Annotated in this window: 5 protein-coding genes; all 5 read left to right on the top strand. The window is 38.5% G+C overall.

Features of this window, described 5'->3' with window-relative positions:
* The first annotated feature begins 28 nt into the window (after nt 1–28).
* The 5 genes from E1140_RS02480 (at nt 29) to E1140_RS02460 (ending at nt 6,068) form a co-directional block, all read left to right on the top strand.
* Nucleotides 29–2,869 carry a glycoside hydrolase family 31 protein gene (locus tag E1140_RS02480; RefSeq protein WP_155178691.1) on the top strand — a complete coding sequence of 947 codons (2,841 nt, stop codon included), beginning with the start codon at nt 29–31 and terminating at the stop codon, nt 2,867–2,869.
* 37 nt (nt 2,870–2,906) lie between these two features.
* Nucleotides 2,907–4,187 carry a serine hydrolase domain-containing protein gene (locus E1140_RS02475; protein ID WP_155178689.1) on the top strand — a complete coding sequence of 427 codons (1,281 nt, stop codon included), beginning with the start codon at nt 2,907–2,909 and terminating at the stop codon, nt 4,185–4,187.
* A gap of 300 nt (nt 4,188–4,487) precedes the next feature.
* Nucleotides 4,488–5,042: a PepSY-associated TM helix domain-containing protein gene (locus E1140_RS02470; RefSeq protein WP_155178686.1), complete on the top strand. Its 555-nt coding sequence runs from the start codon at nt 4,488–4,490 to the stop codon at nt 5,040–5,042.
* Nucleotides 5,043–5,232: 190 nt separating this feature from the next.
* Nucleotides 5,233–5,808 carry a preprotein translocase subunit SecA gene (locus E1140_RS02465; protein ID WP_155178684.1) on the top strand — a complete coding sequence of 192 codons (576 nt, stop codon included), beginning with the start codon at nt 5,233–5,235 and terminating at the stop codon, nt 5,806–5,808.
* A 98-nt stretch (nt 5,809–5,906) separates the two neighbouring features.
* Complete coding sequence (locus tag E1140_RS02460) at nt 5,907–6,068, top strand: hypothetical protein (protein ID WP_155178682.1); 162 nt, start codon at nt 5,907–5,909, stop codon at nt 6,066–6,068.
* Nucleotides 6,069–6,268: the final 200 nt, after the last annotated feature.

The following is a 6,268-nucleotide window of genomic DNA, read 5'->3' as shown; positions in this document are numbered from 1 at the left end:
CAATTAATGAATAGCGATAAAAATAGACATGAATTATAGAAAAGTTTTAAATACAATATTCACCCTTATCTGTTTGGTGCTTGTTTCTTGCGATAAAGAGCATAAGAATTATACAACAATTGCCAATGGTGTTGAGCTTACACTTCAGGAAGGAGAAGCTGATTTAATAAGAGTGTCATTTGTTACAGACGACATTGTCAAAGTTGAGCTATTGTCTTCTGAGGGTTCATTAGAAAGTGAAAGTCTAATAGAAGTAGCAGAGGTTGGTGAGGTAAAGTTTGAGCTGCAAGATGAAGATAACATACTTGTACTGAAATCATCAAGTTTGAATGTGTCCATTGATAAAACCACTGGAAAAGTAGCCTACTCTGATTTGGAGGGCAAGTCAATAATAAGTGAAGCAGACAGAGATTTTACCGCTGTAGAGGTAGGTGGTAAATCTGGATTTTCCACCTTACAGCGCTTTAATTCTTCCAATACTGAGGCATTATATGGTTTGGGGCAGCATCAGGCTAATGAGATGAACTATAAGGGGAAAAACGAAGAACTATTTCAATACAACACAAAAGTATCTGTGCCATTTATTATGTCAACAGAAAACTACGGCATTTTATGGGATAATTATTCCTTAACCCGCTTTGGAGATGAACGATCCTACAGCAACCTTGATCAGCTTACCTTAACAGATAAATATGGTGATGAGGGTGGATTAACAGCAACTTATTACGGAGATAAGACTTCAGATAAAGTATTCATTGAGCGGAAAGAAGCAACTATAGATTATGAGAACCTTGAGACAGTTAAGAATTTTCCAGAAGGATTTCCTTTTGATAATGCCAAAATAGTGTGGGAAGGTTCAATATCATCAGATCAGGCAGGTTTGTATAGGTTTCTATGCTATTATGCCGGATACACAAAGTTTTGGGTTAATGGTGAGTTGATATTTGATAAATGGAGGACGGCATGGAATCCGTCAGTAGAAAAGTTCAATATTGATCTGGAATCTAATAAAAAGGTTCACGTTAAACTTGAATGGCTGCCTGATGGAGGCGTATCCTATATTGGCCTTAAGTCATTATCCCCCCGTGAAGAACAGGTTCAAAATCAAATTACATTTAGCTCTGAAATGAGCCAAAGCCTTAGGTATTATCTGATGGTAGGTAATTCAATGGATGATGTTATCAGCAAATACAGAACGGTGACTGGCAAGGCTCAAATAATGCCGAAATGGTCGATGGGTTTTTGGCAAAGTAGAGAGCGATATAAGACTGAAGATGAATTGCTGTCAACACTGAAGGAATTCAGAGACCGCCATATTCCTATCGACAATATCGTACTCGATTGGTCTTATTGGCCCGTAGATAAATGGGGTAGCCATGACTTTGACCTGACGAGATTTCCCGATGCTAAAGGAATGATAGACAAGGTTCACGATCAGAATGCGCGTATTATGGTATCGGTGTGGCCAAAGTTCTATATCAATACTAAAAACTATAATGCATTTAATGAAAAAGGTTGGATGTATAAGAGGGCTGTAGAGGATAGTGTTAGAGACTGGATATATCCGGGATATATTGGGTCATTTTATGATGCTTATAGCGATGGAGCTCGAAAGCTTTTTTGGGATCAAATTGAAGATAAACTATACACCAAGGGGTTTGATGCATGGTGGATGGATGCTTCGGAACCCGATATTTTGTCAAATGCCAGCATTGATTACCGTAAACAGCTAATGACTCCAACAGAATTAGGACCATCTACTGAGTATTTTAATGCCTATGCTTTAATGAATGCCAAAGGAATTTATGAAGGTCAAAGATCGGTCAATCCTGATGAAAGAGTATTTATACTTACTCGATCAGGCTTTGCTGGTCTACAGCATTATGGTGCAGTAACATGGAGTGGTGACATTGCTACACGTTGGGAAGATATGGAAGCTCAAATTTCTGCAGGTATCAATTTCGCCATGTCTGGTTTGCCTTACTGGACCATGGATATTGGTGGTTTTTGTGTTGAAAAGCGCTATGAAAGGGCAGAGGAAGGTAGTGAAGATCTTGAGGAATGGCGAGAGTTGAATGCAAGATGGTATCAGTTTGGTTCAATGGTGCCGTTGTTCAGAGTTCACGGTCAATTTCCATATCGCGAGGTGTTCAATTTAGCACCTGAGAGCCACCCACTATACAAATCACAGCTGTATTACAACAAACTACGCTATCAGCTTATGCCATATATATACTCATTAGCCGGCTGGACGTATTTAAAAGACTACACTATCATGCGCGGCCTGGCTATGGATTTTAGTTCGGATAATCAGGTGTATAATATTGGTGATCAATACATGTTTGGACCTACTTTAATGGCTTGTCCTGTATATGAATATAAGGCCAGAAGCAGAGAGGTTTATCTTCCAAAATCTGCTGGCTGGTATGATATATATACCGGGAAATTCCTGGAAGGTGGCCAAACCATTGAAGCTGAAGCACCATACGAGCAGATGCCAGTATATGCTAAAGCAGGTTCTATTTTGGTTAATGGTCCAGAGATTGAATATACAACAGAAAAACCTGCAGACCCTATAACGGTGGTTGTTTATGCAGGTAAGAATGCGTCATTTGATTTATATGAAGATGAGGGTACTAACTACAATTATGAAAACAAGGAGTTTTCAATTATTCCATTAGAGTGGTCTGAATCAAATGGAGAACTGACTATTGGAGCTCGGAAAGGCTCATTTGAGGGTATGCTAACAACTCGAACCATTAGAGTAATTGTGGTTGATCAAGAAAATCCTGTCAGCATCAATGACCTTTCTAATTACCAGGAAATTCAATATACTGGTGAAGAGGTTAAGGTTGCTATAAGCAATTAAATAATTTAATAAATCAGCATCGGATAAAATAATAGCTATGAAATCAAAGGTTTTAATGAAGCTAACGAATGTATTTTTAATAGTATTCCTTAGTCAAAACCTGATAGGTCAGGAATTAACTAAAGTCGCTCCCGAGAAGGTAGGCATGTCTACCGAAAGGTTAGAACACTTAAGCAATACCTTTCAAGAATATGTTGATAATGAAAAGCTTTCAGGCAGTGTCATCTTATTGGCACGAAAAGGGCAAATAGCTTATTTCGAGTCGTTTGGCAGCAGTGATATTGAAAGCAAGGTAGCGATGAAAAATGATGCGATTTTTCGTATTGCGTCTCAGACTAAGGCACTTGTTTCAGTAGGAATAATGATTCTGATGGAAGAAGGTAAGTTGTTAATAACTGACCCAGTTGGGAAATACATTCCTGCTTTTAAGACAACTACTGTGGCAGAACCTGATGGTGATGGTTACAAAGTGGTAAAAGCTAAACGTCCCATCACTATAACTGACTTGCTTACACATACCGCTGGTATAGGATATGGATACGGTCTAGGTGCCGAACAATGGGAAAAGGCTGAAATTCAGGGATGGTATTTTGCAGACAGAGATGAGCCAATTCAGGCTACTATTGAACGGTTGGGTAATTTGCCTTTTGAAGCTCATCCAGGAGAGCGTTTCGTTTATGGTTACAATACCGATATTCTTGGGGCTCTTATTGAGGTGGTTTCAGGAGAAACGCTAGATGCTTTTTTGAAGAATAGAATACTCGATCCTTTGGGAATGAATGATACACACTTTTACTTGCCAAAAGAGAAAAAGGACAGACTAGCTGTAGTTTATTCACCAGACGGTGAAAAAGGAGGACTAAAAAAGGCTCCAAGCCCAGGAGGCATGGTTGGTCAGGGTGAGTATGTTGATGGTCCCCGAAAGAGCTTTTCTGGTGGAGCTGGTTTGTTAAGTACTGCAATGGATTATGCTAAATTTCTTCAAATGATGCTCAATAAAGGCACTTTTAACGGTAATAGGGTGCTATCTCGTAAATCTGTAGAACTTATGACTTCAGATCATATTGGAAATGATATGTTTCCATGGGTTGGTGGAACGGGCTTTGGCTTAGGGTTTTCGGTGGCAACTAATTTTGCTTTACGAAGCGAATTGGGATCTAATGGGGAGTTCGGTTGGGGAGGAGCGTACCACTCTACCTATTGGGTTGATCCTCAGGAAGAGCTGGTGGTGGTTTATTTCACTCAGTTAATACCGGATAATGGACTTGATGATCATAAAAAGCTTAGGGCATTAACCTATCAGTCGATAATAGATTAAGGATAATTATATAAAAACTTCAATTAGGCATTCATCAAAGAAAGGCAGTTGCGTCATGTAACTTATCCAAAAGGAGCGGAAGTTACCGGTGATATAAAATTGGATAACCAATTGATAGATGGCTACCTGCCAGGTATTAAGGATTTCAAATTCTTGAATAAATAATATAACTGACTGGTTATTAACTGGTTAATTGCTCCATCAAGTCGGAAGAATTATAAATGTATAATAATGGAGTCTTACAAGGACACCATTTTTAGTTTTAGGCACTTTCGCACCTTTCGTTTATAATTGCCAAATATGGAGAGGAAAAAGCATGCTTCAATTCTTAGGAGCACGAGGAGCATTCACCGGAAGACAGGCATTATCTTATTTGTAGCATTTTTTGCAGTAGCAATTACCGGTTTAATGCTGGGATGGAAGAAGAAGGTGGATGTCCTTCAGCATCCAACAGCAAAAGGCTCATCTAAAAATCTATCGGAGTGGCTACCTATGGATACGCTTGTTGCGTTAGCTCATAATGAGATGAAAGCCAGAAACGGAGCGGATATATCACTGGAGCTGAGTAAGGTAGATGCCCGACCTGATAAAGGAATAGTTAAGGTTATTTATGAAAACCACTATAATAGCGTGCAACTAGATGCAGTAACAGGAGAAGTGTTGTCTTATGAATTCCGCACTTCAGACCTTGTGGAGCATTTACATGAAGGAACCATAATAGATAACTATTTCGGTCTGCCCAATGGCATTTTTAAGCTATTCTATACCACTGTGTTAGGTATGGCCCTAATGACCTTTACAATTACAGGCTTTTGGCTCTGGTATGGCCCTAAGGTGATGAGGAAAAGGAATTAGTGTATTGAGGATGAAAATCATAAGTGTCATTTCGGCCTCCAAGCAGTAATCTTTTCATACAAGCCTTTTCCAAAATGTTCCATTATCAGGAAAAACGTGTTAAAATGTAGTGCATTTCATTGTCAAAGGGGGTCATTCATTCTTTATTCTCAGGTCTAGCATCTTTTGTCTTTAAAAACTATATTGTATCATGTTCGGATTATTCAAAAGCAAACCTCCAAAGGCCAAAATTGACTATCTGGTATATCGCACAGAAGTAGCCAAATACAAAATGATGGTAGATGACATCAGACAGAAATTCTCCTCGACAAAAGATGTAGTTGTAGTCTGTTTTTTTAAAGACACCTATGAACAGTTATTGAAATTGTTTGAGGTTTCGCAAGTCAACAAAGGTGACCATGATACCAAGTTTACGCTCTTTATGTATGAGGAAGGAGAATGGAAGGCCTTTGACGGAGACTATGAGATGATTTTGGCTGATGTACACCCATTGGCTTCTGTCATGCAGGACATATTAGGGTATTATTCTGGTAAGTCGTCATTAACTTGTTACATGTCGCTGGATAATGCTTTCTTTAGTTTATTTGGAGGAGAAAGGCTTATTTCTTTGCTCGACAGCTTAGGTATTGGAGAATATGAATCCATTTCGCATGCCATGGTAGATAAGTCCATAGATCAGGCTCAAAAGAAGATTGAAGCTAAAGTTGAGTTTCCCAAACCTGCCAATTCAATTGATGAATGGATGAAGCTTAATGTTAAAGAGTAGCCCATTGAACCTATTTGATTTAAAACACTTTGCTTAAGGCCGGGCCGCTGCTATAAGAGCTATTTTTTATTTTTATATAAAGTAGTATTTTACAGGTTATGGGTGAAATTCAAATATTGGAAAGTGCTAAGGCCAAGAAAACAGTGTTACTATTTTCAATAGCTTTTGTCATAGTTATAGCCATTTCTTATTATCTGGGCTATTCTTCTGGATATGAACAGGCACAAATGGACATAAAAACTGAATTGAATTCAAAATAACAGCTACTCAGGCTTCAGCTACAAGAAGTCTATGTTATTATTTCTAATCGGGAATGGCCAACAGTGGTATTTCCGTATGAAAAATCAATTTTTTACTTTGACTCTTATGAAACAGTGAATGGAAGAACCCATGCTTTCTAGGTATTAAAGCTAGCATGTCTATTTTTTTCTCTTTGATATAACTGCTAATACCTTGTTCC

This window comes from Fulvivirga lutimaris (genome assembly GCF_009711525.1).
Taxonomy (GTDB): Bacteria; Bacteroidota; Bacteroidia; order Cytophagales; family Cyclobacteriaceae; genus Fulvivirga; species Fulvivirga lutimaris.
Note: the sequence above shows the minus strand (reverse complement) of the source record. Positions and strands in the feature narration are given on the sequence as shown.

Coding starts and splice junctions, on each gene's coding strand:
- E1140_RS02480 (WP_155178691.1), top strand. CDS start 29: ATGAATTATAGAAAAGTTTTAAATACAATATTCACCCTTATCTGTTTG.
- E1140_RS02460 (WP_155178682.1), top strand. CDS start 5,907: ATGGGTGAAATTCAAATATTGGAAAGTGCTAAGGCCAAGAAAACAGTG.
- E1140_RS02475 (WP_155178689.1), top strand. CDS start 2,907: ATGAAATCAAAGGTTTTAATGAAGCTAACGAATGTATTTTTAATAGTA.
- E1140_RS02470 (WP_155178686.1), top strand. CDS start 4,488: ATGGAGAGGAAAAAGCATGCTTCAATTCTTAGGAGCACGAGGAGCATT.
- E1140_RS02465 (WP_155178684.1), top strand. CDS start 5,233: ATGTTCGGATTATTCAAAAGCAAACCTCCAAAGGCCAAAATTGACTAT.